Origin of the sequence: Rathayibacter sp. PhB151, assembly GCF_004366415.1 — a bacterium.
GTDB classification, from domain to species: domain Bacteria; phylum Actinomycetota; class Actinomycetes; order Actinomycetales; family Microbacteriaceae; genus Rathayibacter; species Rathayibacter festucae.
On the sequence record NZ_SOEN01000009.1, the window covers coordinates 1 to 24,098 of the forward strand.

Below are 24,098 nucleotides of genomic sequence, written 5' to 3' on the forward strand. Positions count from 1 at the left end.
CGACCACGACACCACCATCTTCGAACCACACCCGCCCAGCCACAAGCAGTTTTCCCTCACCACCGAGACGCGAAGCGGCTTCGCCGCTCGATACGCCGCTGCGCGGCTACTCGACCAGCATGCAAGCGGCGACGCGGCCGGCATTGAGGGAGTCATGGTGATCGAGTAGCCCGCGGAGCGGGCGTATCGAGATCCACCTGCGTCAGGACGGGAGTCTGCAGTCCCGCCCTGCTGAGGACGGTGGGTCTCGATACGCCGCTGCGCGGCTACTCGACCAGCATGGAGGCGGGCGACCGGGGGTCAGCGGCCGCGGGCCTCGCGCTTGCGCATCTGGGCGGCGATGTCCGCTTCGGTGATCTCCTTCTTCGCCGGGCCCCAGAGGGCGGCGGCCTGGCTGGCCACGCCGATGCCGATGCCGAGCATCGGCCAGATCGGCCAGAAGTAGCCGTCGGCGCCGGTCGCGAACCAGACGCCGGTGGTGATCGCGGAGACGCTCGCCCAGCCGCCGACCGAGCCGGCGAAGTCGCGGCGGCGCTTGAGGTCCTTGACGGCCTGCGCCCGCTCGATGTCCTCGGGGCGGGCGAGCTCGGCCTCCGCCGGCTTCTCGGCGCCGTTCTCGGCAGGCGGCTGCGCTGCGGAGCTCCGTTCGACCCCGGTCGCCGACGGCTGATCGCGCCGGGCCGACGGGTCCGGGGACCCCCAGACGTTGTCGCTCATGACACCCCTCCGCTCGTTCCGCCCAGCCTACGCAGGCGGGCGGTCGAGGGCACGGCCCGCCTCAGGGGAGCTCGGGCTGGCAGTGCGGGCACCACCAGGTGCGCCGCTGCTCCGGGTCGTCGCGGACCTCGGCGCGGACGAGGACCGTGGTGCCGCAGCGCAGGCACGGCCGGCCGGCGCGGCCCGCGACCCAGTGCCGCTCGCCGCGGCGGGTGTCGCCGGTGGTGGTCTGGAACATTCCGGGCACGGTCACCGAGGCGCGCAGTCCGCGGGCGGCGGTGGCGACCAGGGCGCGGACGTCGACGGTGCCGACGGGCCGCCAGGGGAAGAGCCCGCGGAGGAAGCAGACCTCGTTGGCCCAGAGGTTGCCGAGGCCCGCCATCAGGCGCTGATCGAGCAGGGCGGCGACGACCGGCCGCTCCGGTGTGCGGGAGAGGCGGGCGACGGCCTCCTCCGCGCTCCAGTCGGCGCGGAGCGGATCCGGCCCGAGGTGGGCGACCGCGCGCGCCTCGTCGCGGGTCGGCAGCAGCTCGACGACGGGGAGGTCGACGCCCCAGAGGGTCACCCCGTCGTCGAGCCGGAGCCGGACGCGGACGTCCTTCTGCACGGCCCGCGGGACGGAGCGGCCGGGCGAGGTGACCGTCCACGAGCCCTGCATCCGGAGGTGGGTGTGCAGGGTCAGGTCACCGGAGAAGCGGGTGAGCAGGTGCTTGCCGTGCGTGTCGTGCTCGAGGATCCGCAGGCCCTCGAGCGAGCTGCCGGCCGCGTCGCCCGAGCGCAGCTCGCCGTCCGCCACGGTGCGGCCGTCCGCTGACCGCCTCAGACGGGCGGCGAGACGGTGGACGCTGTCTCCCTCGGGCATGCTCCGCACTCTAGGAGCCGGACCCGGACGACGTCAGGGGTGGCGCGACGAGGGCGGGCCCGCTTCTCAGCGGACCCGCCCCGGCGGTCGGTCGTGCGCGGTGCTCTAGCGGGCGCTGTAGGCCTGCTGGTAGGTCCGCTCCGTGCCGTCCTTCGCGGTGACCTCGATCGTCGCGGTACCGGCCTTGATCGGGCGGAGCACCGTGAGGTAGGAGGTCGTGAACGACTGGCCGGGCTTCACCGAGCTCTTCGTCCGCGTGCCGTAGGGCGTCGAGATCTCGATCGCGACCGCCTCCGGGCCGTTGTTGACGGCCGTGACCGTCAGCGTGCGGAGCACGGCGAGGCGCGTGGTCTTCGCGCTGGTCGCGACGTCGATCACGGTCGCCGGCGCGGTCTCGGGCAGGTCCAGGCCGACGACGACCGGGTCGTGGTCGCTGGAGCGGTAGGCCGAGGTGTCGTAGAAGATCGTCGCGTTGTAGTCGTAGCGGCTGTACTCCAGCGCCACCGACTCTCCGCTGTTGATGTTCCAGGTGTCGACACCGGTCACGGTCGCGTCGGCCGCCGGGGAGGCGAAGACGTGATCGAGCGAGCCGACCGCGCCGTCGAAGGAGTAGGAGTACTTCCCGTCCTTCGCGCCCTGGTCGATGTAGCCCGCGTCGCGCAGGACCTGGATCGGGTCCTCCTGCGAGTAGGCGTTGAAGTCGCCGAGCAGGTAGACGAGGTCCGTCGCCTTCTCGGTCTTCAGGCGGTCGGCGAACGCGACGAGCGCGGTGGCCTGGTTGACGCGGGAGGCGTTCGAGGCGCCCTGGCCGTCGCCCTGATCCGCGTCGACTCCGGAGCCGGAGCCCTTCGACTTGAAGTGGTTCACGATCGCGACGAACTCGCTGGCGCTGTCGCCGATCAGGCGGAACTCCTGGGCGAGGGGCTTGCGGGCGTTGGAGAAGGCGACGCCGTCGTTCAGGATGACGGACTCGCCGACCGGCTCGATGACGGCCTTCTTGTAGATGAACGCGGTGCGGATGACGTCCTCGTCCGCGAGCGCGGGGAGGGCGGCGGGCGAGGGCACGTAGGCCCACAGCTCCGAGCCGGCGGCGGTGTTGAGCGCGGCGGTCAGCGTGGCGAGGGCCTCGTCGCGCGGCTTGCCGAACTTGGCCGAGTTCTCGATCTCCTCGAGCGAGACGACGCCGGCGCCGAGGCTGTTGATCGCGGTGACGATCTTGGCCTGCTGGCGCTCGAGGTCGTCCGCGTTCGCGGCGCCGCGGGCGTCGCAGCCGCTGTTGACCGTGACGGGGTCGCCGTCGCGGTCGGTGTAGAAGGTGCAGCCGGTGATCGAGTCACCCGTGGTGGAGAAGTAGTTGAGCACGTTGAAGGACGCGATCGAGAGGTCGCCCCCGACGGCCTCGGGGGCCGCCTCGCGGGTGTTCGCGAAGGTCGCGGGCTGGACGGTCGCGGCGTTCTCGACGGTCAGCTGCGTCGTCGGCTGGAAGGACCAGCCGCCGTTGCGGTAGTCGAGGACGACCGGGGTCGTGAAGGTCGCCGGGGCGCCCACGCGGATCGGCTCGGCCGGGGTGAGGTAGGGCAGCGGGATCGCCTTGTTCGCGGCGGCGCCGAGGAAGTTGATCGAGGCGCCGTCGTCGAGGACGATCGCGCGGGCGGCGTTGTCGGCGACGACCGCGGCCAGCTCGGGCGTTCCGGGACGGGCGACCTCGGTCGGGGTCAGCAGCGGCGAGTCGCCGGCGGCGAGGCCGACGGAGCCGAAGCTGTTGAGGTCGAAGGTGTCGGTCACGGTGAACGCGCCCTGCGGGGCGATCAGCATGCTCTCGAGCGTCTCGCGCTCCTCCGTGGAGCGCGGCAGGCCGACGGCGGCCGGGATCGGCGCGACGGCCGGGGTGCCGAGCTTCTCGACGGTCGCGGCCGAGGTCGGGGTGAGCTCGGTGAGGCCGTTGAACTCGCTGACGGCGCCGGTGATGCGCAGGTTGTCGCCGATCGCGACCGCGCCGACCGAGGCGGAGGAGTAGACGAAGACGGCGTCGGAGGCGGTGCGGCCGGTGGTCTGCGCGCCGGTGCCGGCGGTCTGGATCACGTAGCCGTTGTACCCGCCGGTGGCGTAGCGCGCGGTGACGACGCCGGTGGTGGTGACGGTCTGCCCGACGAGCGGCGACGCGGCTCCGGTGCCCTGGATCTCGGCGATCGAGACCGTCGGCGCGGTGGTCGGCGGCGTCGTCGGGGGAGCGGTGGGCGTCGCGGTGGGGGTCGGCGTCCCGGTCGGCGCGGGCGTCGGCTCCGGGGTGGCGCCGCCGCCGGCGGACTCGGGGGTCATCGCGCCGACGGTGAAGTCGGCGGCGTTGGAGTCGGTGTCGCCGGTCGCGGTGTCGGCGCGGGCGATCGACTCGGTCAGCGTCGGCGCGGTGGCGGCCGCCGACTCGAAGGTGTTGGAGGTGCCGTAGCCGAGCAGGTCGAGGACCGCGTCGGGCTGCTCGGCGGTGCCGGTCGGCGGGGCGACGAGGGTCGCGGTGCCCTCGACCAGGAAGAGCGTGCCGCCCGCGGCCGCGATGTTGAGGCCGTTCGCGGTCTGGTCGGCGGCGGGGAGCGGCGCGCCGTTGCTGCCGTTGCTCGCACCGGCGATCAGGAAGTGGCCCTCGGCGGGGACGGTGCCGGTGAGCGCGACGGTCGTCGTCGGGTTCGCCGTGCCGGTGGCCGAGCGGTACTGCAGCGAGAGGCCCGAGAGCGCGACGTCGGCGCCGGTCGGGTTGTAGAGCTCGACGAAGCGGTTGCTGTAGGTCGCGCCGGCCGAGCCGCCGCGGGCGAAGATCTCGCTGATGACCAGCTCGTCTCCGCTCGGAGCCGCGGTGGCGGGGGTCGCGACCAGCGGCGTGGCGACCAGGGCGAGACCGGCGAGGGCCGCGAGGGCGAGGCGCCTCCTCGGTGTGCGGGCGCGAGGCCTGTCCGCGAGGGGTGCGGGGGAGTCGGGCATGGTGGTCCTCTCGATCGCCGCTCCGGAGAGCGGTGGTGCGTCACCGCACGGCGACGGCGACCCTTCGCCCCTGAAAGGGGCACAGTGAGCCACGCTATGCAGTGCGGGTGCCCGGCCTGTGAACCGGACGTTTCATGAACGTAAACTCACCCACCGACATCGGGGCCGCGGTCCCGTCTTCGCGGCCTCCGTCCGGGAACGCGCGCCATGATCGGGGGATGATCTCCTTCGAACTGGCCAGGGCGCTGCGCACCGCTGGGCTGCGCTGGGCACCGGTCACCGGCGACCGCTTCCGCATCGAGCGCGAGGGGTTCGACGGCGACGTCTTCACCGTGAGCGACATGACCATCGAGGCGCACGAGTACGAGACCGGCACGGTCCTCGGCTTCAACGGCACGACCGAGTGGGCGCTCGACTCCGTGGCGCTCGACGACTCGCTCTGGCTGCCGCGCGAGGACCAGCTGCGCGAGCTGCTCCGCGGCACGTTCCGCTCGCTGCGCCGCGTCGCGGACGGCGGGCCGGTGCGCTTCGCCGTGACCGTCGAGCTCGCCGGCGAGCAGCGCGACTTCGAGGACGAGATCGCCGAGAACGCCTACGCGGAGGCGCTGCTCGCGCTGGTCAGCTCGGTCGCGGTCGACCTCGACGACGTGGACGAGCTCGCCTGAGCCGATCCTCCGGGCCGGAGGGGGTCAGGACGCCGCCTTCTCCTCCTCCGCTTCGGCCGTTGAGGCCGCCTTCTTCGCCGCGGGCTTCTTCTTCGGAGTGATCTTCTCCGGAGCGGCCTTCTCGTCGTCGGTCTTCGCGGCGCTCTTCTTCGCCGGCGTCTTCTTGGCGGTGGTCTTCTTCGGCGCCGAGTCCTCGTCGGCGGAGGAGTCCTCGTCCGCCTTCTTCCTCGTCGCCCGCTTCTTCGCCGGAGCCTTCTCCTCGGGGTCCGCGGACGCCCCCGCCTTCGCCCCGCGGCTGCGCTCGACCGAGCGCTTCAGCGCCTCCATCAGGTCGAGCACCTCGCCGCCGCCCTCCTCCTCGGGCTTCTCGCCGAAGGTGGCGGAGGTGTCGAGGGCGTCGCCCTGCTCGATCTTCGCGTCGATGAGGGTGCGCAGCTCGGCCTGGTAGGAGTCCTGGAACTTCGACGCGTCGAAGTCCTCCGAGTAGGAGTCGACCAGGTGCGAGGACATCTCCAGCTCGCGGGCGGCGATCCGGGTGGTGCCCTCGAGCGACGGGAACTCGACCTCGCGCACCTCGTCGGCCCAGAGCAGCGTCTGCAGCATCAGCAGCTTGCCGCGCACCCGCAGCGCCGCGAGCCGGGTCTTCTGCCGGAGCGCGAACTCGACGATGGCGGTGCGGTCCGTCTCCTCGAGGGTGCGGCGCAGCAGCACGTAGGCCTTGGGGGAGGAGGAGTCCGGCTCGAGGATGTAGGCGCGGTCGAACATGATCGGGTCGACCTGCTCGCTCGGCACGAACTGCACGACGTCGATCTCGCGGTTGCGCTCCTCCGGCAGCGCCTTCAGCTCGTCCTTGGTCAGCACGACCGTGCGCTCGCCGTCGTCGTAGGCCTTGTCGATGTGATCGAAGGTCACGACCTCGCCGCAGATCTCGCACTTGCGCTGGTAGCGGATCCGGCCGCCGTCCTTGTCGTGCACCTGGTGCAGGGGGACGTCGTGGTCCTCGGTCGCGCTGTAGATCTTCACCGGCACGTTGACCAGGCCGAAGGTGATCGCGCCCTTCCAGATGGCTCGCATGGCCCCAGTGAACACCGTGCGCCGCCGCGGCGGGAAGCCCCGCCCCTCCCGCGAGATGCCACTTGTGCACGCGACACGCCGTGGAATCGGGTCACAAGTGGCATCTCGCGGCCGGGGACAGAGGGGGCACTCGACGTCCTTTCGGGCGGCGGGTGTCGAATGGACGGCGATGACTGACCAGAACCGGCCCGCCGACAGGCTCCGCGCCGCCCTGACCGCCCCCGACGCGTCGTCCCGGCTGCAAGCGGCGATGACCGCCGGCACCCGGCCCGCCGGCGAGTACGCCCCGGTGCTCGTGGCCCGCTGCGCCGTCGAGCCCGACTTCGGCGTGCGCGAGATGCTCACCTGGGCGCTCACCCGCCACGATCCGGCGGTCACCGTCGACCTGCTGCTGCCCGAGCTCGAGTCCGAGACGCCGCAGGCCCGCAGTCAGGCGCTGCACACGCTGTCGAAGGTGGGCGACCCGCGCGCGTTCCCGGCGATCACGCCCGCGCTGCTGCACGACGAGCACGCCGCGGTCGCGCACGCGGCCTGGCGCACCGCCGCTCGGCTCGCCCCGGACTCCGAGCGGCCCGCGCTGGCCCGGCAGCTCGCGGAGCACCTCGGCGAGCGGGACCGCCCGGACCAGCGCGCCCTCACCCGCGCGCTGCTGATGCTCGGCGACGCCGCGGCCCCCGTCCTCGAGGCCGCTGCGCGCTCGGAGGAGGACCCCCGTCGCTTCCACGCCCTCGCGACCCTCCGTCTCCTCGCCGACCCGGACGAGGACGTCGAGGAGGCCTTCGCCCGCGCCCGCCGTCCCTGACGCGGGCCCGACGGCCCGGAAGCGGACGCAGGGAACGCGTGAGGCGTCCCGTTCCCGTCGAGGCGTCCAGCAGCAGCGGGACTCCTCGACGGGGACGGGACGCCTCGGGCGTCCGGGTCGGCTCAGCCGATCGGGGTCGGGTTCACGGGGTCCGGCGGAACGGGCAGCGAGCCGTTGATGCGGTTCTGCGCCTGGCACTGGCTCGTGCAGTTGGTCGCTCCCTGCGAGAGCTCGACGGCGTCCTCGCCGAGCACCCCGCCGAGGCGGCCACCCGGGGCGACGGTCCACTTCGTGACCGTGCCGCTCTGGAAGGTCTTCGTGGCGACCTGCGGGCTGTCCTTGCCGAGCAGCATCGAGTGGTAGCCCGTCGCGCTCTGGGCCGGGGTCACTGCGTCGACTCCGCTGCCGAAGTTGATCTTGCCGGTGAAGCTGTTGACGAAGTAGAACAGCCCGGGGCCGAGCGTGTGCACGAGCTCGACGTTCCCGGCGAACTCGGGCTCCATCTGGAAGATGCCGCCCTGCGCGCCGTCCTTCGCCTGCACCTTGAGCTTGCCGGCCGCGGTCCGGAGGATCACCACCAGGGTGTCGTCCTTCACCTCCATCGAGTCGAGCCGCGCGCCCGCGAGCTGCGCCGCGGTGAGCGTCGGCACCTTGGACGCGAAGACCACCGTCGGCGAGGTGACCATCCGCTGCGTGTCGGGGGCGCCGGTGAGCGTGTAGTCGTAGACGCCCAGCGTCGACACGCGGAGGTCGAAGCGGTTGTTGACGCCGCGCACGGCGATGGTCCCGGCGACGGCGACGTCCTTGAGCTTCACGTCCTTGCCGGCGGCCGGGTCGTAGGTGGTGCCGTTCACGGTGACGGAGTAGTCGCCTCCGACGGACGAGGTCTTGGCCTGCGCGGGCGAGGCCGCGAGGCCGGTGAGGAGCAGCGCGATCGCGGCGATCGCCGCAGTGCGGGCGGTTCTGCTGAGGGGGGACATCGTGGCCTTCCTGTCGACCGGCGCTGGGCCGGTGCGGGGTAGGAGGCAACCCTCGCCCGCGCCGCGCCGCGCGGCAATCGGACCTTGGTACTAGTACCCGGGCAGGTGGTCGCGCACCCACAGCGCGGCGCTCGTGCGATCGCGCACGCCGATGCGCGTGAAGGCGTGCCCGACGTGCACCTTGACCGTCCGCTCCGCGATCCCGAGCTCTCGCGCGATCTCCTTGTTCGCTCGGCCGGAGGCGATCAGCCGCAGCACCTGCTCCTCGCGAGTGCTGAGCGCGGGCAGGGCGGCGCCGGCACCGCCCGGCAGCAGAGCCCGGGCCGCCCGAGGATCCAGCGGGGCGTGCCCCGCCGCCGCCGAGCGGACCGCGTCGAGCACCACGGCGGGGTCGGCGTCCTTGAGCTGGTACCCCTGGGCACCCGCCCGCAGCGCGGCGAGGACGCGGCCCCGGTCGTCGAACGAGGTCAGGACCACGACGCGGATCGCCGGGTGCAGGGCGAGCATCCGCGCGGTCGCCTCGATGCCGTCCATGCCCGGCATCGACAGGTCCATCAGGACGACGTCGGGCGCGGACTCCGCCGCCGATCCGAGCGCCTCCTCGCCGCTGCCCGCCTGCCCGACGAGCAGCAGGTCCGGCGCGGTCGAGATCAGCGCGGCGAGGCCCGCGCGGACGAGCGGATGATCGTCGACGATCAGGACGCGGATCACGGCGCCGGCTCCAGTCGCCAGTGCGTCCCCCGGCCTGGAGCGGTCAGGAGGCGCAGCTCGGCGCCGCGCTCGCGGGCGAGATCGCGCAGAATGCTCAGCCCGAGGTGTCCCGCTTCCGGATGCGCGAGCGCCGTCGCCGCGTCGAAGCCGCACCCGTCGTCGACGACGTCGAGCGCGACCGAGCGGCCCGTGCGATCGCCTGCGCGCCGCAGCCGGACGAGGACGCTCCGCGCGCCGGAGTGCTTGACCGCGTTCGTCAGCGCCTCGTGCGCGACCCGGTAGAGGAGCCGCTCGTCGTCCGCGGTCAGGCCGGTGCGCGGCGGCGCCTCGACCACCACGTCCAGTCCGCGCGCGCGGGTCGTGACGGCGAGATCCTCCAGAGCTGCCGCGAGCCCCGCGTCGGCGAGGCTCGGCGGGTAGATGTCGACGAGCAGCGACCGCAGTCCGCCGAGGCCGGTGCGGACGGTCGCGGCGACCTCGCGGAGATCCGCGGCGAGGGCGGGATCGCCGTCCGCCTCGGCCCGCTCCGCCCGCCCGTGCACGGCGAAGGAGGCGGCGACGAGGTCCTGCACGGCACCGTCGTGGACGGTCGCCGCGATCCGCCGGCGCTCGTCCGCCGAGGCGTCGAGGGCGCGCTGCAGCAGTGCCTCGCGACTCCGCCGCGACCGACCGATCAGCGCGAGCAGGCGCGCGAGCACCGGCAGCAGCACGAGCACCAGCAGCACCGTGCTCGCGATCGAGATGACGGCGAAGCTGCGCCAGAGCTCGCCGCTGCGCTCGACGACCTCGTCGTAGCGGAAGTAGCTCTCGAACAGGAGCGGAGTCCCCGACGGCGTCCGCACGGTCCGGTAGGCCTCGAGGAGGCGTCCGCTGTCGCGCTCGTACACGTTCTCCGGGGCCTGCAGGTCGGAGACCTCGGCGTGCACAGCGACGTCGGCGAAGGCCTCCAGATCGTCCTCGTCCAGGGTGAAGGTCCGCCCCTCCAGGCGCCGGTCGTCGGAGTAGAGGATGCGGCCCGAGCGGTCCCAGAGCTTCACGCGCACCAGGGAGTCGTCGAGCACGTGCGCCCGGACCTCGCGGTCGACGAGCTCCAGCGCCGCCGGGTCGCCGGTGAGCACGGCGTCCGCGAGAGCCGGCTCGACGATCACCTCCGCGAGGAGATCGGCGGTGTCGGAGGCGTCGGCGACGGCCTCGGACTCCGCGAGCGTCCGCGCAGCCTGGACGTCGAGGGCGCTGATGCCGAGGATCAGGAGCAGGGCGACGGCGATCACGCCGGCGAACACGCGCCGCGGCCGGACGGCGGGCTCGCCGGTCCGCTCGCCCGCGGCCACGACGACGATCCAGGAAGGCTCCATCGCTCGCGAGGCTATCAACGACATCCGTCGTTCAGTGCGAGCGGTCCGGGTCGGCGGCGGCCCGCCGCGAACGAGCGAGGCGTCCCGCCCCCGTCGAGGCGTCCTGCCGGAGCGGGACGCGTCGACCGGAGCGGGACGCCTCGGGTGGTGCGGTGGCTATGCGCCGATGAGCACGCCGCGGTCGGCGAGGTACTTGCGGATCAGGCGCTCAGCGCTCGCCCGGTCGGTGATGCCGTAGCGGTCGATGATCTGCTGCACGTAGGGACGCGCGATCGCCTCGGTGATGCCGAGCTCGGCCGCGATCTCGCGCGGCGAGAGGCCGGCGGCGATCAGTCCGAGGACCTGCTCCTTGGTGGGGAGCACGAACGGCGGGGTGGTGGGCTCCGGCTCCGGCGTGGTCGGGTCCTTCTCGGCGTCGATCGCGGAGGTGTCCTCGGCGAACGAGGCGGTCACGAAGGCGATCGCCTTCGAGGTGATGCCGAGCGCCTCCTGGTTGATGTTCGCCAGGTCGTCGCCGGCCGAGTGGTAGTTCGGGTCGTGCGCGATGCCGACCGTGCCGCCGAAGAGCGCGGCCTCCTCCTCGGTCTTGATGTCGTCCGCTCCGGTGAACAGGCCCGAGGCCGGGATTCCGGCGGAGATGAAGCCGTCGTAGTCGCTGCGGCCGTCGAACGCCGTGTCGATCCAGGGCTGGTCGATCGAGTCGAAGTAGTCCGTGAACGCCTTCTCAGTGGCGATGGAGCCCGCGGGCACCTCGACCGGTGCCTCGAAGGTGGACTCGTTCGCGTCGTAGACCGAGACGACGTAGTTCGGCGAGGCGACCATGTCGAAGTTCAGGTAGGTCGCGATGTCGCCGGCCTCCTCCTCCGAGAGCGAGTCGACGTAGGTGTACGAGCCGACGAGCCCGACCTCCTCGGCGCCCCACCAGGCGAAGCGCACGGCGTTGGTGGTCTCGCCCGCGTCCGCGAGCTGGACGGCGGTCTCGAGGAGCGTGGCCGATCCCGAGCCGTTGTCGTTGATGCCGGGACCCTCGGGCACGCCGTCGAGGTGCGCGCCGAGCATGACCACGTTGTCGTGGTCGCCGCCGGGCGTCTCGGTGATGATGTTGAAGGTGTCGGTGTCGGTGGTCGTCTGCTCGAGGACGAGCGTCGCCGTGCTGGGCAGTGCGGCGATCAGCGACTGGCCCTCCTCGAGCGTCACGCCGACCGACGGGATGTAGCTGGCGTCGGGCGCGCCGAGCGTGCCGTTGAGCGCCTCGCCGGGAACGTTGTTGTAGATGATCACGGCCGAGGCCCCGGCGGCACCGGCGGCGGCCGACTTCTCCGAGAAGCTGCAGGTGCCGCGGCTGACCAGGGCGACCTTGCCGGTCGCATCGAGTCCGGCCCAGGCGTCGGCGTCGCAGCCCAGCGGGTCGACCGGCTGGATCAGCTCGCCCGTGACGCCGCCCTCGGGGGTGGAGGGGGTGAACGACATCGGGATGCCCTCGACCGCGGGGGTCGTGGTCAGCGAGAACTCGTCGATCGTCTGGGTGGTGGTGGTGAAGTCCTGGCGCTCGGTGGTGTAGCCGGCGGCCTTCAGCACGGCCTCGACGTACTGGCCGCTCTGCTCGTAGCCCTCGGTACCGATCGCGCGGTTGCCGTCGTTGGCGTCCGCGATCGCCTGGAAGGCCTCGAGGTGGTTCATGATGCCGTCGACGGTCACCGAATCGGCGAAGTCGACGGGCTCGAGGGCGTTCGCCGCGGGAGCGAAGGTGAAGCCGGCGACCAGCGCACCGGCGCCGATCATCGCGGCCGAGCCGAGGAGTGGACGTCGACGTCGTGCGCCGGAGGTGTCTTCAGTGGTGGTAGCCACAGGTGGTCCCTTTCGTCGAGGGCAGCGGCCGTCGGACCGACGGCCTCCGTCGCCCTCGCTGTGCTGAGAAGCGGCGGTGCCCTCTGCGAGCGTATTCACAGGTCGCGCGAGAACGACACCCCTTCGCGGTACTTGTCACCCGGTGGAAACACGGGCGGCCGGCCGCGGCCGAAGCGCGTCTCAGGCCGTCGCGTCGCTCTCGGCCCACTCGCGGAGCATCGCGATCGTCTCCGCGGGCCGCTCGCGGTGCGGGCTGTGACCGGCTCCGGAGACCACCGCGTAGCGGACGCGCGGGTTCGCGCGGAGGACCTGGGCGGCGAGGGACGGCGGGAAGAACGTGAACACCTGCGGGTCGCCCGCGAGCACGAGCGCGGGCGCGCGCAGGGCCGGGACGTCGGCGAGCAGGTCCCACGGGTCGTTGTCGTCGACGGTCGCGGCGACGGCGGCCGGGTCGGCGGCGTGCGCGGCGCGGAGCTTCTCGGCGCGGTCGCGCTCGTCCCAGTGCGGCTCGGCGGCGGCGAGCTCGTCCGCGGTGACGGCGAGGGCGGCGAGCTCGCCGGCGCGCACCTTCGCCCGCGACTCGGTCGCCAGCTGCAGCACCGGGTCGAGCAGCACCAGCCGGTCGGCCCATCCGGCGTCGCGCGCCGCTGCCCGGACCGCCACGGCTCCGCCGAGGGAGTGGCCGACCACGAGGTCCCAGGTGCCGGACGGAGCGCGCAGGGCGAGCACGTCCTCGGCGTAGTCGTCGTGCCGGGACGACCCACCGCGGGTGCCCGCACCGTGTCCGCGCAGATCCGGAGCGGTCACGCCCCAGCCGGCGGCGGTCAGCGCCTCGGCGACCCGCCACCAGGTGCCGGAGGCGCCGCCGAGGCCGTGCAGGAGGAGAGCCGCTCTCGTCTCCGGGGATCGCGTCGTCATCCGGCCAGGCTAGGGCGGATCAGTCGAGACTCGGATCGCGCCCCGTGCGCTCGCCGGTCGCGAGAGCGCGGATCCCTGCCAGATCCTCCTCGTCGAGGGCGAAGCCGAGCACGTCGAGATTCTCCCGGATCCGCGCGGGCGTCACCGACTTCGGGATCACGACGACCCCGAGCTGGACGTGCCAGCGGAGCACGACCTGCGCGGGCGAGACGCCGTGCTTCGCGGCGATCGAGGCGAGCACGGGCTCGTCGAGCAGCCGGCCACGGGCCAGCGGCGACCAGGCCTGGGTCACGATGCCGTGCGCGGTGTCGAAGGCGCGCAGCTCGTCCTGGGGGAGCCGCGGGTGCAGCTCGACCTGGTTGATCACCGGCACGACCTCGGTCTCGCCGAGCAGCCGCTCGAGGTGCTCGATCGCGAAGTTCGAGACGCCGATCGAGCGCGCCCGGCCCTCCTGGCGGATCCGCTCGAGCGCGCGGTAGGTGTCGACGTAGCGGTCGCGGGAGGGGATCGGCCAGTGCACGAGGTAGAGGTCGACGTAGTCGGTGCCCAGGAGTTCGAGGCTGCGGTCGAAGGCCTCGAGCGTCTCGTCGAAGCCGTGGTCGTCGTTCCAGACCTTGGTGGTGACGAAGACCTGCTCGCGGGGGAGGCCGCTGGCGCGGATCCCCTCGCCGACGCCGCGCTCGTTGCCGTAGAGGGTCGCCGTGTCGATGTGCCGGTAGCCGGCCTCGAGCGCTGTGGCGACCGTGCGGGCCGCCTCGTCGTCGCCGATCTTGTAGACGCCGAGCCCGATCTGCGGGATCGCCCGTCCGTCGTTCAGGGGAACCAGGGGAACGCTCATCCCCCCATTCTTCCCCCTCCGCGAGATGCCACTTGTGCGCACGACACGCCGAGAAAGCCGGTCACAAGTGGCATCTCGCGGAGGGGGTCAGAGGTGCCGGGGGTCAGAGGTGCCAGTGCAGCTCGCCGTGCGGGCCGACGCGGACGGTGTCCTCGATCAGGGCGGCGAGGCCGGCGACGCCGAAGAGGAGGCGGCGGTCGTCGCGCGCGGCCTGGCTGGTGTGCACGAAGCGGCGGACGGCGAAGTAGTCGTCGTGTCCGGGCTGCAGGCCGTCGACGAGGCCCTGCTCGCCGAGGGCGCGCAGGCCGCGGCCCGGCCGGCGCGCGGGCCCGAGACCGAGCCAGAGCGTGCCCGTCTCGAGCAGCACGACGGTGCTCGCCACGATCGCGCCGGCTCGCAGGCGCCGCGCCGTGATCTGCCAGCCGAAGCCGAGGTGGTGCACCCGGATCGGATGCGGTCCGCGCCAGGCGTGCGAGGGGTCCTCCGCGCGGTAGTAGACCGGGCTGGGGCGGAACGAGCCCTGCCAGAGCGCCGCGGCCAGCTCGCCGGCCCACTCGGGCGTCTCGGGGTCGGCCCAGGGGTCGAGGACGTGCGCCTCCTCCGCCTCGCGCTGATGCTGGCGGACGAGTTCCTCCGCGTCGTCGCGCAGTGCCATCGGCAGCCCCTCCGTCCCGTGCGAGCCCCACCCTAAGGGGGACAGCCTGGGAGCCTCAAGGGAGCCGAGTCGGAGCCGAGTGGGAGACGCCTCCGCGCGAGGGCGTCGGAGGACGCCGACTCAGGTCGGCAGCTCCACCGGCTCGGTGTCCGGCAGCGGGCTGGCGTCGCGGCCGCGGAGGTCCGGGTGGAAGCGGCGGCCGAGCGCCGGGACGACGAAGCCGACGAAGGCGAACACCGCGGCGACCACGATCGCGGCCGTCGGGCCGGACCGGTCGATCTGCACGCCCGCGATCGCCGAGCCGAGCGCCGCTCCGATCAGCTGCCCGGTGCCGACCCAGCCGTAGGCCTCCGCCGTGTCGGAGAACTTCACGCTCGCGGCCGTGATCGTGAAGAGCGCGGCCAGGGCCGGCGCGATGCCGACACCGGCCAGGAACAGCGTGATCGAGAGCCACCAGAAATCGGTCGAGAACGCCGCGAGGCCCATGCCGACGGTGACGATCAGCATCCGCCGCGCGGTCGCCCAGCGGCTGATCGGGATGTGACCGAGGGTGAGGCCGCCGAGCAGCGAGCCGGCCGCGAAGATCGCCAGGACGACGCCCGACTCCACCCCGCCCTCCCCGAAGACCGCCACGACGCCGGCTTCGACCGCGGCGCAGGCGCCGACCAGCAGGAAGCCGACCACGGTCGCGAGCAGCACCGGCGGCTTGGTCAGCACGACGCCGAGCTTCCGACGCGAGCGCGGGATGCGCACCCGGCCGACCTCGGGTGACGCGATGAACCAGATGCCGCCGCCGACGAGGAAGAACGCGGCGGTGAGGATGCCCGCGACGGTCGAGATCTGGATCGAGACGAACGTCGTCAGCACCGGGCCGAGCACCCAGATGATCTCCTGCGCCGACGCGTCGAGGGAGAACAGCGGGGTCAGCTGCGAGCTGGGCACCATCTTCGGGTAGATCGTCCGGACCGCCGGCTGCACGGGCGGCATGCTGAGTCCCGAGACGAAGCCGATGACGACGAACTGCCAGATCTCCAGCGGCAGCACCGCCATCGCGATGATCGCGGCCGCGCAGACGATGAGCGTGGCGGTGAGCACCCGCCGCATCCCGAGCCGGCCCATCAGGCGGCTGGTCAGCGGGCCGGCGATCGCCTGGCCGATCGACATCGAGCCGAGCACCAGGCCGGCCGCGGCGTAGGAGTCGTGCACGCGCTCCACGTGCAGCAGGAACGCGAGCGAGAGCATCCCGAACGGGAAGCGCGCGGTGAGCTGGGCCGCGATGATGCGACCCACGCCGGGAGTTCTCAGGAGTTCGGTGTAGCTGCCCACCGGACGACACTAGCGGCCCGCGGCGGCCCGCCGGCGTCGTCCGCCGAACCGGCCGGCGGCGGCCCCGGTCATCCCGCGAGGACCTTGCGGATCCGCTGCAGCGAGACGCTCTCGACGGTGCCCAGGCTCTGCGCGAAGAAGCTGATCCGCAGCTCCTCGATGAGCCAGCGCGCGCGCACGAGACGCTCCGGAGCGTGCGGCGGCAGCGGGATGGTGCCGCCCGCGGAGCGGTAGAGCTCCTGCGCCGCCTGCACCTCGTTCAGCCAGACCCGGTCGCGGCCGACGTTCTCGCCGATCTTGCCGAAGCGCTCGGTGATGCCGGCGAGGTAGCGCGGCAGGTGCCGCAGCCGCTCGAGGCCGGTCGCGGAGACGAAGCCCGGGTGCACGAGCCCGGTCAGCTGCTCGCGGGCGTCGGTCAGCGCGGGGAGCAGCGCCATGCTCGTGGAGGCCTTGAGGGCCTTCTCGACGCCGCGGGCCGTGGTGAGGATCGTGGTGACGGTCTTCACGGTCTCGAACATCGAGTCCATCACGCTGCCCGAGACCCGGTCGCGGACCGCGTCGAACTCGGCGCGGAGGAAGAGCATGCCGTCCGGCTTCATCCGCCAGAGCACCGCGTCGACGCAGGCGAGCAGGCAGTCGCCGAACAGCGCCGTCGTGTTCTGGTACGGGCTCTGCGCGAGCACGAGCTTCTCGTTCGCGGTCAGGTACTGCTGCACGTAGGCGACCGGGCTGGGCGTCGCGAGCAGCAGCAGGCGGCGGACGCCGCGCGGGTGCTCGCGCGCCTGGTCCTCCGCTGTCGCGAGCAGGCGGATCGAGACGGAGTCGCCGTCGTCGATCAGCGCCGGGTAGGCGCGGATCGTGTTGCCGCCCTGGCGGGTGTCGGTGACGCGGGGGAGCTCCGCCATGTCCCACGTCTTGATCCCCCGGCGCTCGAGGGCGTCGGGCACGCGCGCCTCGACGACCCGGGCGACCTCGTCGCGGACCCGGCCGCGCAGGCGCTCGGCCAGCGGCGCGAGCTCCTTGCCGGCGGCGACCGTCCGGCCGCGCTCGTCGGCGATCGCGAAGGTGACGCGGAGGTGCGCGGGGATGCGCTCGAGGTCGAAGTCGGAGGCGTCGATCACGACGCCGGCCTCGCGGCGGATCGCCCCGGCGAGGGTCGCGGCGAACGACTCCGTCGGCGGGTTCGGCACGTCCTGGGGGAGCGCGGCGGTGAGCTTGCGCGCCCAGTCGTTCGCGGGCACGACGTTCCGGCGCAGGTGCTTGGGCAGCGCCTTGATCATCGCGGTGACGAGCTCGGCGCGGAGCCCCGGCACCAGCCAGTCGAAGCCGAGCGGCGTGACGCGCGGCAGCAGCGCGAGCGGCACGTGCACGGTGACGCCGTCCTCCTCCGTGCCCGGCTCGAACCGGTAGGAGAGCCGGAAGCGCTGGTCGGCCTGGCGCCACTGCGTCGGGAACGCGGTCTCGTCGATCTGCTCCGCGTCCTCGGGCAGGAGGGTCTCCTGCGTCATCGTCAGCAGGTCGGGCTCGTCGTGCTGGGCGGTGCGCCACCAGGAGTCGAAGGAGCGGACCGACGTGATGTCGCGCGGGACCCGGCGGTCGTAGAAGTCGAAGACCGCCTCGTCGTCGACGAGCAGGTCGCGGCGGCGGGTGCGCTCCTCGAGCCGCTCGAGCTCGGCGCGCAGGGCCCGGTTCTTCCGGTCGAAGGCGTGCCGCGCGTCCCACTCGCCCTCGACGAGCGCGTGGCGGATGAACAGCTCGCGGGCGTAGCCGGCGTCGATCCGGGAGAACTGCACGCGGCGCCGCGCGATGATCGGCACGCCGTACAACGTGACCTTCTCGTAGGCGACGGCCGCGCCCTGCGCCTTCTCCCAGTGCGGCTCGCTGAACTGCCGCTTCACCAGGTCGCCGGCGATCGCCTCGGCCCAGGCCGGATCGATCGCGGCGTTGGAGCGGGCGAACAGCTTGCTGGTCTCGACCAGCTCGGCGCTCATCAGGGCGTCGGGCTGCTTCTTCGCCAGCGCGCTGCCGGGGAAGATCGAGAACTTCGCGTTGCGGGCGCCGACGTACTGGACGCTCTGGCGCTCGCGGTTCTTCGCCGCACGTTGGGCCTGCTGCGAGGTGGTGTCCTTGATGCCCAGGTGCGAGAGCAGGCCGGCGAGGAGGCTCCGGTGGATCCCGTCCGGGTCGACCTTCGGCTCGCCGAGCTCGAGCTTGAGCGGCCGGGCCAGCTGGCGCAGCTGGCGGAAGACGTCCTGCCACTCGCGTACGCGGAGGTAGTTGAGGTACTCGGCCTTGCAGAGCCGGCGGAAGGCGCTGGAGGAGAGCTCGGCCTGCTTCTCCTCGACGTAGTTCCAGAGGTTGAGCAGGGTGAGGAAGTCGCTGGTCGGGTCGACGAAGCGGGCGTGCTGCTGGTCGGCCTGCGCGCGGCGCTCCAGCGGCCGCTCCCGGACGTCCTGGATCGTCAGCCCGGCGACGATCGCCATCACCTCGCGGCTGACGTCGTGCTTGCGCGACTCGATCACCATCCGCCCGAACCGCGGGTCGATCGGCAGCCGCGCGAGGTCCCGCCCGATCCTGGTCAGCTGAGGCGCCTTGTCGGCCCCCCGCGAGATGCCACTTGTGCTCGCCTTCTCCGGCGTGTCGCGTACCGAAGTGGCATCTCGCGAGGGGGAGTCGGCGGGGGCGGCGGAGGAGCGGAGGGCGCCGAGCTCGGTGAGGAGGTCGAGGCCGTCCTTGATGCCGCGGGAGTCGGGCGGGGTGAGGAACGGGAAGCCGGCGATGTCGCCGAGGCCGAGCGAGATCATCTGCAGGATGACGGCGGCGAGGCCGGTGCGCAGGATCTCCGGATCGGTGAACTCGGGGCGGCGCTCGAAGTCCTCCTCCGAGTAGAGCCGGATCGCGATGCCCGCGCTGGTGCGGCCGGAGCGGCCGGAGCGCTGGTTCGCCGACGCCTGCGAGATCGCCTCGATCGGCAGGCGCTGCACCTTCGAGCGGGCGCTGTAGCGCGAGATGCGGGCGGTGCCGCCGTCGATGACGTAGCGGATGCCGGGCACGGTGAGGCTGGTCTCGGCGACGTTGGTCGCCAGGACGACCCGGCGGCGTACGCCCGGGGTGCGCCCGCGCTCGAAGACGCGGTGCTGGTCGGCGGCCGACAGCCGGCCGTAGAGGGGGAGGACCTCGGTGCCGGGGAGGTTCCGGCCGCGGATCGCGTCCTCGGCGTCGCGGATCTCGTTCTCACCGGAGAGGAAGACGAGGACGTCGCCCTGGTCCTCGCGGGCCAGCTCGGCCAGCGCGTCGGCGATGCCGGTCATCAGGTCGCGGCTGCCGCTCGTGGCGTCGGGGACGTCGGTGTCGTCCTCCTCCTCGGGCTCCTCGGCGACGAGCGGGCGGTAGCGGATCTCGACGGGGTAGGTGCGGCCGGAGACCTCGATGATCGGGGCGGGCTCGCCGGCGGCGTCCCGGAAGTGCTCGGCGAAGCTCTGCGGATCGATCGTCGCGGACGTGATGATCAGCTTGAGATCCGGGCGGCGGGGCAGCAGCCGGTGCAGGTAGCCGAGCAGGAAGTCGATGTTGAGGCTGCGCTCGTGCGCCTCGTCGATGATGATCGTGTCGTACCGGCTGAGCATCCGGTCGTGGTTCATCTCGTTGAGCAGGATGCCGTCGGTCATCAGCTTGATCCGCGTCGACGCGCTCGCCTTGTCGGTGAAGCGGACCTGGTAGCCGACGATCCCGCCGACCTCGTCGTCGAGCTCCTCCGCGATGCGCTCGGCGATGGTGCGGGCGGCGATGCGGCGGGGCTGGGTGTGCGCGATGCTCTCGCGGCCGAGCTCGAGGCAGATCTTGGGCAGCTGCGTCGTCTTGCCGGAGCCGGTGGCACCGGCGACGATCACGACCTGGTGGTCGCGGATGGCGGCGGCGATGTCGTCCCTGCGCGCCGAGACGGGGAGTTCGGGAGGATACCGGATGCTGAGGACGTCTGACATGAGCCCTCCATCCTACGGCGCCGTGACATGATGCCCAGGTCTCCCGGCGCAATCCCCCGGGCGGTTCCCCCCATCGTCCGTCCGGGCAGAGAGGCAGGAGCGTGAACACGCAGTCCCTGCTCGTGGTGCTCAACATCGTCCTGCTGATCCTCGCGATCCGGGGCGTGCTGGCGAACGGGCGGCTGTCGAAGGTCGCGAAGGTCGGCTGGGTGGCGCTGATCGTGATCCTCCCCTTCGCGGGGAGCATCGCGTACCTGGTCTTCGGTCGGCGGGCGAGCGGCGGCGGGTCGTCGTCGGGGCCGCAGCGGCCGACGGGGTGGTTCTTCGAGCGCTGAGGCGTCCTTCGGCGTCTGGGGTGCTGGCGGGTGGGGTGGACGCGGTACCTCGTCGCGGCTCCTTCCCGCGCGCCTGCGGCGCGCCCGCCAGACCCGAGCCAGGAGCCGCGACGAGGCACCGCGTCCACCCCGCCGGAGGCGAGGGTGGGGCCGAGGGGAGGCGTCCCTCCCTTCGGGAGGAGACGGAGTCGAAGGGGGTGATCGGCGCGGTCAGTGCGTGCCGGCGCCGACATCGGGGGCGGTCACGGGGCGCTCCGCCAGGGCGATCGCCTGGTCGCGGGTGAGGTGTGCCGGGAAGTTCACCGCGGCGAAGCGGCCCGTCGGGTCGTCGCGGGAGGTGGGCGTCTCGATGCTGCTGCCGCGCAGGAGCTCGAGCACGGCCTCCTGCGTCCGGCCGGTCGTCAGGCGTCCGAGGCTGTCGCGCAGCTCCAGGAGGATCGTCTGGCCGGGGGCGTGGAGCTCGATCGCGACGCGCTTCGAGCGGCCACCGGTCGGCCGTCGCTGTGCCGAGGTGAAGGCGGCGAACGGGGTCGTCCGGGAGCGGACGCGGACGGTCCGCGCGGTCAGGTCGGCGTACGGGGTCGGGTGCCGGACGGCCATCAGCGTGCCCATCACGCCGAATAGGACGACGGTCAGTGCGGCGAGGACGGCGATCCGAATGCCGAGCTGAACGCCGTCGACGAACACCCCGACGAGATTCCAGGCGGGGATCGCGAGCACCAGCATGCCGATCAGGACGCTCTCGCTCGGTGTCTTCGCCCGCGTGAACCAGTTCCACTGCGTGAGGGGGACATCCTTCGATGACTGCTCCGTGCGCATCCGCCCGCCTCTCCTGCTCGGGCCACCCTACGATCCCGGGCGGGTCGGCGTCACTCGCCGCGGGGTGGGGCGGACGCGGTGCCTTGTCGCGGCTCCTTCCCGCGCGCCTGCGGCGCGCCCGCTAGACCCGAGCCAGGAGCCGCGACGAGGCACGGCGTCCATCCCTCCGGGGTGAGACGGAGGCGAGGGGCGGCGTCCATCCCTTCGGGATGAGACTCTATGTCGTCAGCGGGGCGGCTGCAGCCATGCTGGTCGAGTAGCCCCGGAGGGGCGTATCGAGACCTACCGGCGTCAGCAGTGCGGGTCTGCATGCTCGGCTTCTGACGGTGGTGGATCTCGATACGCCCGCGAAGCGGGCTACTCGATCAGCATGGGGGCCCCGCGGAGCGGGTGTCGACCGGGGGAGCGGCGAGCGTGGGGCGGCTGTCAACGCCCCGGACGGCGGCGGGCGGCGCGTCTAGCGTGGAGGGCATGGCCGAACGACTCCGCTCCAGTGTCAGTCCGTACCTCCGCTCGCACGCCGACAACCCGGTGGACTGGTGGCCGTGGGGGGAGGAGGCGTTCGCCGAGGCGGTGCGCCGGGACGTGCCGGTGCTGGTGTCGATCGGGTACGCGACCTGCCACTGGTGCCACGTGATGGCGCGGGAGTCGTTCTCGGATCCGGTGCTGGCGGCGCGGCTGAACGACGGGTTCGTGGCGGTCAAGGTGGATCGCGAGGAGCACCCGGACGTCGACACCGCCTATCTGACGGCGGCGAGTGCGTTCACGCGGAATCTGGGCTGGCCGCTGACGGTGTTCACGACTCCGGCGGGGGAGACCTTCTACGCGGGGACGTACTTCCCGCCGCGGGCCGTCGGCGGGGTGCCGGCGTTCTCGGACGTGCTCGACGCGGTGTCGGAGGCGTGGCGGCTGCGGCGCGACGAGGTGCAGGCGACGGCGGGGTCGCTGAGCACGGCGCTGCGGGAGGCGACCGCGGTGGTGCCGTTGGGAGGCGCACTGCCGGACGACGCGGCGCTCGCGGCGGCCGTCGGGGCGCTCGCTGCCGAGGAGGACCGGGTGCACGGCGGTTTCGGCGGGGCGCCGAAGTTCCCGGTGGCGCCGGTGCTCGGGTTCCTGGCGTCGCGGGACGACGGCGCGGAGCTGGCCGAGCGGACGCTGCTGACGCTGGCCGGCTCGCCGCTGCGGGATCGCGACGGCGGCTTCTTCCGCTACGCCACCCGTCAGGACTGGAGCGATCCGCACTACGAGCGGATGCTCTACGACAACGCCCAGCTGCTCGACGTCGCGGCGGTGCTGCTCGGCCGCGAGGGCACCGACCGGGAGGCGCTCGCCGGGGTGGCGGAGGGAGTCGCGTCGTTCCTGCTCGCGACGCTGCGGCGGCCGAGCGGCGGCTTCGCCAGTGCGCAGGACTCCGAGAGCGTCATCGACGGGCAGCGCTCGGAGGGCGGCTACTACCTCGCCGAGGACCGTACGGATCTGACCCCGCCCGCACTCGACGAGAAGGTCGTCACGGGCTGGAACGGGCTGGCGATCGGGGCGCTCGCGCGAGCCGGGCGGGTGCTGGGCCGGGAGGACTGGATCGCGGCAGCGCGGGACGCCACCGCTCTGCTGCTCGAGCGGCACCTGGTCGACGGGCGCGTGAGCGTCCGCGCCTCGCTGGGCGACTCCGTGTCGGCCGCGCGTCCGGCGCTCGAGGACCTCGGCATGCTCGCCGGCGGGCTGCTGCAGCTGGCGCTCGCCGAGGGGGCGCCCCGCTACGCGGTCGTCGCCCGGACGCTGATCGACGGGGCGCTGGACGCGGCGCCGTCCTGGCCGCCGTTCGCGCTGCCCGGCGGCGGGGACCCGGCGCTCACCGCGCGCGGGCTGCTGCTGGCGGCGGATCCGTCCGAGGGCGCCTACCCCTCGGGCCTCTCGGCGGCGGCCGACGCGGCGCATGTGCTGTACCTCCTGACGGGGGAGCGGCGCTACCGTGAGGCGGCGGGGGCCGTGGTCGCGGGCATCGGGCCGGGGGCGCTCGGGCAGCCGATGGGATTCGGCGGTGTCCTCGCGCTCGCCGGGCGCCTCGCGCGGCCGGTCACGCAGCTGGTCGTCGTCGTCCCGGAGGACGGCGCACGGGCGCCGCTGCAGCGCGGCGCCCGGGAGACCGGGCTGGGCGTGCTCGCGGTGGTGAGCGACGATGCGGCGGCGGAGTGGGCCCGCGCGGGCTTCGAGCTCTTCGAGGGCCGGACGTCGCGCGACGGCCTGCCGACGGCCTACTCCTGCGAGGCGTTCGTCTGCGCGCTGCCGACGACCGAGCTCCCGGAGGAGCTGCTCACGCGGCTGTGACGACGAGCGGGGCGTCGGGGTCGGCGGCCCACTCGTTCAGCGAGCCGTCGTAGACGACCGCGGTGTCGACGCCGAGGACGGCGAGCGCGAGCGCGTCGGCCGTCGCGGCGATCCCGCCCGCGCAGTAGAGGACGATCCGCTCGGCCTGGAGCGACTCGCCGAAGAGCGCCCGCAGCCGCTCCGGCGGGAGGAGCGTGTTGTCCTCGCGGCCGACCAGCCGCACGGCCGGAACGCTGACCGAGCCGGGGAGGTGGCCGAGGCGCGGCCGGCGCCCCTGCTCGCCGGTGAACTCCTTCGGCGGCACGGCGCAGACCAGGGCGCCCGGCTCCTCGCCGCGGACGACGCGCTCGACGCCGGCCTTGTCGATCCAGAGCGGGCGCTCGGGGCGCACGGTGATGCCCGCGGCCGCCCGCGGCTCGACGTGACCGGTCTCGATCGGGCGCTCCTCCCGCCGCCAGGCGCTGAGTCCGCCGTCGAGCACCGCGACCGCGTCGTGCCCGGCGGCGCGCAGGAGCCACCACAGGCGCGACGCCCACTGGCCCACCGCGGAGTCGTAGACGACGACCACCGAGTCGTCGTCGATGCCGAGGGCGGCCGTCGCCGCGGCGAAGCGCTCGGGGTCGAGCCGGGTGAAGGGGAGGGCCGCCTCCGGATCCGAGAGCTGCGCGAGCAGGTCGCCGAAGACCGCGCCGGGCACGTGGCCCTCGAGGAGGTACTGCTCGTCGCCGCCGAGGTAGCCGGGCCGGCCGTCGAAGCCGGTCACCAGCAGGACGCTCGCGTCGACCACGACGAGGTGCTCGCGGCCGAGCTGGTCGGCCAGCCACTGGGTGGAGACGATCGGCCGGGCGAGGTAGGGGGCTGCAGTGCTGCTCACCCGCACCACGCTAGGCGCGACCCCCGACGCTCCGCAGG

General features: G+C 73.1%; 19 protein-coding genes. 4 read left to right on the forward strand and 15 right to left on the reverse strand.

Features of this window, described 5'->3' with window-relative positions:
* Positions 1–300 precede the first annotated feature (300 nt).
* The 3 genes from EDF35_RS15930 to EDF35_RS15940 all read right to left on the reverse strand — a co-directional run bounded on the left by EDF35_RS15930 (position 301) and on the right by EDF35_RS15940 (position 4,552).
* Positions 301–717, reverse strand: a complete 417-nt coding sequence (locus EDF35_RS15930; RefSeq protein ID WP_133963061.1) for a 2TM domain-containing protein — start codon at positions 715–717, stop codon at positions 301–303.
* Between the two features lie 61 nt (positions 718–778).
* Positions 779–1,579 carry a DNA-formamidopyrimidine glycosylase family protein gene (locus tag EDF35_RS15935; RefSeq protein WP_133963062.1) on the reverse strand — a complete coding sequence of 267 codons (801 nt, stop codon included), beginning with the start codon at positions 1,577–1,579 and terminating at the stop codon, positions 779–781.
* A 105-nt stretch (positions 1,580–1,684) separates the two neighbouring features.
* A complete protein-coding gene (locus tag EDF35_RS15940) occupies positions 1,685–4,552 on the reverse strand; it encodes an ExeM/NucH family extracellular endonuclease (RefSeq protein WP_133963063.1) in 2,868 nt (955 codons plus the stop codon).
* Positions 4,553–4,770: 218 nt separating this feature from the next.
* Between EDF35_RS15940 and EDF35_RS15945 the strand changes: the two genes are divergently transcribed.
* Positions 4,771–5,217 carry a hypothetical protein gene (locus EDF35_RS15945; RefSeq protein WP_133963064.1) on the forward strand — a complete coding sequence of 149 codons (447 nt, stop codon included), beginning with the start codon at positions 4,771–4,773 and terminating at the stop codon, positions 5,215–5,217.
* 24 nt (positions 5,218–5,241) lie between these two features.
* Here EDF35_RS15945 and EDF35_RS15950 read toward each other — a convergent pair whose 3' ends face one another.
* Positions 5,242–6,291, reverse strand: coding sequence for a Ku protein (locus EDF35_RS15950; RefSeq protein WP_133963065.1), 1,050 nt, complete (start codon positions 6,289–6,291; stop codon positions 5,242–5,244).
* Positions 6,292–6,460: 169 nt separating this feature from the next.
* Between EDF35_RS15950 and EDF35_RS15955 the strand changes: the two genes are divergently transcribed.
* A complete protein-coding gene (locus tag EDF35_RS15955) occupies positions 6,461–7,093 on the forward strand; it encodes a HEAT repeat domain-containing protein (RefSeq protein WP_133963066.1) in 633 nt (210 codons plus the stop codon).
* Positions 7,094–7,215: 122 nt separating this feature from the next.
* On the opposite strand, the gene EDF35_RS15960 is transcribed toward EDF35_RS15955, so the two are convergent.
* From EDF35_RS15960 to hrpA, 9 genes are all read right to left on the reverse strand, one after another.
* On the reverse strand, positions 7,216–8,073 hold the full coding sequence (locus EDF35_RS15960; RefSeq protein ID WP_133963067.1) for a hypothetical protein: 858 nt from the start codon (positions 8,071–8,073) through the stop codon (positions 7,216–7,218).
* Between the two features lie 90 nt (positions 8,074–8,163).
* Complete coding sequence (locus tag EDF35_RS15965) at positions 8,164–8,784, reverse strand: response regulator transcription factor (protein ID WP_133963068.1); 621 nt, start codon at positions 8,782–8,784, stop codon at positions 8,164–8,166.
* Positions 8,781–10,139: an ATP-binding protein gene (locus EDF35_RS15970; RefSeq protein ID WP_123705167.1), complete on the reverse strand. Its 1,359-nt coding sequence runs from the start codon at positions 10,137–10,139 to the stop codon at positions 8,781–8,783. Before EDF35_RS15970 ends, EDF35_RS15965 begins: the two co-directional genes overlap by 4 nt.
* A 156-nt stretch (positions 10,140–10,295) precedes the next feature.
* Complete coding sequence (locus EDF35_RS15975) at positions 10,296–11,987, reverse strand: M28 family peptidase (RefSeq protein WP_243840022.1); 1,692 nt, start codon at positions 11,985–11,987, stop codon at positions 10,296–10,298.
* 180 nt (positions 11,988–12,167) lie between these two features.
* The gene (locus tag EDF35_RS15980; protein ID WP_133963069.1) at positions 12,168–12,905 is read right to left on the reverse strand and encodes an alpha/beta fold hydrolase; all 738 of its coding nucleotides are present in this window, start codon (positions 12,903–12,905) and stop codon (positions 12,168–12,170) included.
* 19 nt (positions 12,906–12,924) lie between these two features.
* Positions 12,925–13,743: an aldo/keto reductase gene (locus tag EDF35_RS15985; protein ID WP_133963070.1), complete on the reverse strand. Its 819-nt coding sequence runs from the start codon at positions 13,741–13,743 to the stop codon at positions 12,925–12,927.
* 103 nt (positions 13,744–13,846) lie between these two features.
* Positions 13,847–14,398 (reverse strand): hypothetical protein, encoded by a 552-nt coding sequence (locus EDF35_RS15990; RefSeq protein WP_133963071.1) that lies wholly within the window; start codon positions 14,396–14,398, stop codon positions 13,847–13,849.
* A 120-nt stretch (positions 14,399–14,518) separates the two neighbouring features.
* The gene (locus tag EDF35_RS15995; RefSeq protein WP_123705163.1) at positions 14,519–15,724 is read right to left on the reverse strand and encodes an MFS transporter; all 1,206 of its coding nucleotides are present in this window, start codon (positions 15,722–15,724) and stop codon (positions 14,519–14,521) included.
* Positions 15,725–15,792: 68 nt separating this feature from the next.
* Positions 15,793–19,707, reverse strand: coding sequence for an ATP-dependent RNA helicase HrpA (gene hrpA, locus EDF35_RS16000; protein ID WP_133963072.1), 3,915 nt, complete (start codon positions 19,705–19,707; stop codon positions 15,793–15,795).
* Between the two features lie 101 nt (positions 19,708–19,808).
* Here hrpA and EDF35_RS16005 point away from each other — a divergent pair, with 101 nt between their 5' ends.
* Complete coding sequence (locus EDF35_RS16005) at positions 19,809–20,042, forward strand: PLD nuclease N-terminal domain-containing protein (protein WP_133963073.1); 234 nt, start codon at positions 19,809–19,811, stop codon at positions 20,040–20,042.
* 210 nt (positions 20,043–20,252) lie between these two features.
* Here the strand turns inward: EDF35_RS16005 and EDF35_RS16010 are convergent, their stop codons facing one another.
* Positions 20,253–20,861, reverse strand: coding sequence for a hypothetical protein (locus tag EDF35_RS16010; RefSeq protein WP_133963074.1), 609 nt, complete (start codon positions 20,859–20,861; stop codon positions 20,253–20,255).
* Positions 20,862–21,332: 471 nt separating this feature from the next.
* On the opposite strand from EDF35_RS16010, the gene EDF35_RS16015 reads away from it, so the two are divergent.
* A complete protein-coding gene (locus EDF35_RS16015) occupies positions 21,333–23,186 on the forward strand; it encodes a DUF255 domain-containing protein (RefSeq protein ID WP_133963075.1) in 1,854 nt (617 codons plus the stop codon).
* Here the strand turns inward: EDF35_RS16015 and EDF35_RS16020 are convergent.
* Positions 23,173–24,060, reverse strand: coding sequence for a rhodanese-like domain-containing protein (locus EDF35_RS16020; protein ID WP_166674137.1), 888 nt, complete (start codon positions 24,058–24,060; stop codon positions 23,173–23,175). The two genes, EDF35_RS16015 and EDF35_RS16020, sit on opposite strands and share 14 nt — an antisense overlap.
* Positions 24,061–24,098 lie beyond the last annotated feature (38 nt).